This window comes from Streptomyces niveiscabiei (assembly GCF_001419795.1).
GTDB classification, from domain to species: domain Bacteria; phylum Actinomycetota; class Actinomycetes; order Streptomycetales; family Streptomycetaceae; genus Streptomyces; species Streptomyces niveiscabiei.
The window spans coordinates 1-3,172 of the sequence record NZ_LIRL01001347.1 but is presented as its reverse complement, the minus strand read 5'-3'; the positions used below and the strand labels follow the sequence as shown (position 1 = coordinate 3,172).

Annotated in this window: 3 protein-coding genes; 2 read left to right on the top strand and 1 reads right to left on the bottom strand. The window is 68.9% G+C overall.

Annotation, left to right across the window (positions count from 1 at the left end; genetic code table 11):
* A partial coding sequence (locus AOK24_RS43875) for a glutamate-cysteine ligase family protein (protein ID WP_055725397.1) occupies positions 1–1,197 on the bottom strand: 1,197 nt, incomplete at its 3' end.
* Positions 1,198–1,784: 587 nt separating this feature from the next.
* On the opposite strand from AOK24_RS43875, the gene AOK24_RS43870 reads away from it, so the two are divergent.
* Both AOK24_RS43870 and AOK24_RS43865 read left to right on the top strand, forming a co-directional pair.
* The gene (locus AOK24_RS43870) at positions 1,785–2,369 is read left to right on the top strand and encodes a hypothetical protein (RefSeq protein ID WP_055725396.1); all 585 of its coding nucleotides are present in this window, start codon (positions 1,785–1,787) and stop codon (positions 2,367–2,369) included.
* 283 nt (positions 2,370–2,652) lie between these two features.
* Positions 2,653–2,859, top strand: a complete 207-nt coding sequence (locus AOK24_RS43865; RefSeq protein WP_055725395.1) for a DUF5999 family protein — start codon at positions 2,653–2,655, stop codon at positions 2,857–2,859.
* Positions 2,860–3,172: the final 313 nt, after the last annotated feature.

Below are 3,172 nucleotides of genomic sequence, written 5' to 3'. Positions count from 1 at the left end.
CCCCCGCCGAGGCCACAGCACCCGCGCCTCGATCCCATACCGGCAGGCAACGTCGAAGTTCGCGGCGGCAGCCTCGAAGGGCAACCGCGTCCACACGGGCCGGGACTCCTCGGCAAGGGCCCGCACGACGCCGTAGTAGAACGCGGCGTTGGCGAGCACATCGGTGATGGTGGGCCCGGCAGGCAGCACCCGATTCTCGACGCGCAGATGAGGAACCCCGTCGGCAACCCCGTAGACGGGCCGGTTCCACCGGTAGACGGTCCCGTTGTGCAGAACGAGTTCGGCGAGCTTGGGCGTCCCCCCAGCCGCGATGACCCCAAGCGGCTCCTCCTCGTCACAGATCGGAAGAAGCGCCGGAAAGAACCGGAGATTCTCCTCGAACAGCTCGTACGCGGAGGAGACCCACCGCTCCCCGAACCAGGTCCGGGGCCGCACCCCTTGGGCCTGAAGCTCGGGCGGCCGGGTGTCGGTGGACTGGAGGAAGAGCGGAGGCCGCGACTCCCGCCACAACTCCCGCCCGAAGAGGAACGGCGAGTTCGCCCCGACGGCGACCTGAACGGCGGCAACGGCCTGCGCGGCGTTCCAGACATCGGCGAACCGCCCGGGCGTGACCTGGAGATGGAGCTGTACGGAGGTGCAGGCGGCCTCGGGGGTGATGGACTTGGCGGTGCAGGAGAGCCGCTCGACCCCGTCGATGTCGAGGGTGAAGTCCTCCCCACGAGCGGCGACGATCTGATCGTTGAGGAGGGCGTACCGGTCGACCTCGGAGAGGTTCGCGGAGACGAGGTCCTCGGCCCCGAGGGTAGGCAGAATCCCGATCATCACGATTCCGGCGTCGACTTCCCGGGCCTTACGGTGCGCATATGCCAGGGAGGTACGGAGTTCCTCGGCGAGCTGGTCAAATACCCGCCCGCCGAGCCGGTGCGGAGCTATGTTGACCTCCAGATTGAACCTGGCGAGTTCTGTTTGGAAATCACGGCTCGCGATACGTTCGAGTACCTGCCCGTTCAACATTCTCGGCGCACCGTCGGCACCCGCGAGATTCAGTTCGATCTCCAGCCCCATGAGGTTCTTGGGGCGGTCGAAGCGCTGTTCGGCCAGCAGTCGCTCCAGCCCCGCGAGGCACTGCCGGAGCTTGTCGCGGTAGTGCTGTCGATCGGACAGGTCGAACGCGCCAGCCACGACCTTCTCGCCCATACGAAGCGTCCCTCCTCGGCTGGCGGCCCGGTTTCCCGGCCGCCGGGGGTCGTCCCGGGTCCGGAAGGATGATGCCCAGCGGAACGATCGATAACGCCCCCGGCGCCGTCCGGGGCCCGCTAGGCTGGGCCCAGCCCCTCGTAAGCACCCCATAAGTGACCGGCGACACATTCGACGAAGCGTGGCGCGGAACTCTTTTTCCGGAACTCGGCTGCTCGTGAAAAACACCGACGGAAATACGCCGTCCGCAGGGCGGAGACTTTCCCAGGTGGACGCCGGTGAGGGTGCTGTGAATCGGGATGATTCAGTCGTATCGCCGACCGAATAGATACTTGCGACGGGGAAAGGGGTCGGCTAGCCGAAACCCACTCCGAACACCCGTCGTATAAACTCCGCGACAGGCGGAGAAGGCGGGAACCCGGCCGAAGGAACTGCCGTTCAGGCCGCGGACGACAGATCGCACGCACCCCGGTACACCGGCCACGGCACTGCCTCTCCGACCGCACCGCCCCGAATCCGAGAGCTGACAGCGCCGTCCGCCCCCGCCCTCGCGTCCCCCTTGCCTGTCGAATGAGAGGCGACCCACCATGCCGCTGCATGTCCCCCCGGCACCCGCGCCCGCCCTGCGCTCCGTCCTCACCGCCCTCGGCTCCCCGACGGCCGTCCGTGAGGCCCGTACCCCGTCCCTGAGGACCGCCGAGGGTCAGGCGGTGCCCGAACTCCCGCTCCCGCTGCACGTGCTGGACCGGATCAGCGCCGAGGGCGTGCCCGAGACCCGGCTGGCCGGCTGGCGGTTCCTGATCCGCTGCCAGGACCGGGCCGTGGCCGCCGCGGAGACCCGCCTCACGGCGGACGGCTGGACGTTCTCGCACTTCTTCGAGGGCCCGTACATCGACTCGACGGAACGGGCCCTGCGCCAGGCGGAGTCCACCGAACTCGCCGTCCAGGCACGCCTGTTGTCCGTCCCCGGCCTGTACATGCTGACGCTCTGGCTGCACGGCGACTGCGCGTCCGACGGCACGACCGGGCACCCCGCTCCGGCGGACGTCCTGATCCCGCTGGCCCCGGCCCCGCCCGGCATCGCGGCCCACCGCCCGCACCGGGTCGCGGAGTTGCTCCCGGCGCTCACCCACCGGGTCACGCCGGCGCCCCTGTTGAGCTCCCCGGCGTGACGTCATCCTGCCGGACTAGCCCGTTGTGACCAGCCTGAACCATCCGAAGTGACCGGGCGGCGGGACTGAACCGCCCGTGCGAGTGACGCGTCATGAACCTGTGAGTAGCGGTACCGCGAAATCCCTGCGGATCCACGCCCGTAGAGCAACACTGGGTTCCGACCGACTTATCACAACGGGGGCGGCCATGAACGACGCTTCGCGCCGCGAGAACGACATGACACACGATCCACACATCGCACCGGTCACTTCATCCGTCACGACAGAGCGAAAGATCCCTTCCATGTGCCAGCACCAGCCACCGTGTCCGCCAGCCGACTCCACCGCCCGGGACTGCGCCCGCCTGGTGGCGCACCACCCGGAACAAGGCTGGAGCCTGCTGTGCAACGGCGTCCTGCTGTTCGAGGACACCGGTGAGCTGCTGCCGGACGGCAGCGTGATCGACCCGCACCGCCCGCTGGGCCCGGGCCGGATCGTGGCGGTGGCCTGAGAACAGAGCAGCGGACCAGGGCACGCCCAGGGCCGGCGACACACCCGTGTCCCGGCCCTGACACATGCCCACGCCCACTTCTCGCCCCTCCCCGCCCAAAACCCCTCCCCTCTCCGCCGTTTTTCCGGAAGACTCCTGGAAGTTTCGGCTCGGGTACCGGAAGCAGAGGCGGGCACATGGCACCACAGGACACCGAGGCACAGCACACCGAGGCGCACGGCGCCGAAGCACACGGCCTCGAAGCGCACGGCCTCGATGGGCACGACTTCGATGGGCACACCCCCGCAGCACAACCCGCCGCCCCACCCCACAC

Bases quoted from the DNA above. Each gene is read 5' to 3' on its own strand.
- AOK24_RS43870 (WP_055725396.1), top strand. From the start codon at position 1,785: ATGCCGCTGCATGTCCCCCCGGCACCCGCGCCCGCCCTGCGCTCCGTC.
- AOK24_RS43865 (WP_055725395.1), top strand. From the start codon at position 2,653: ATGTGCCAGCACCAGCCACCGTGTCCGCCAGCCGACTCCACCGCCCGG.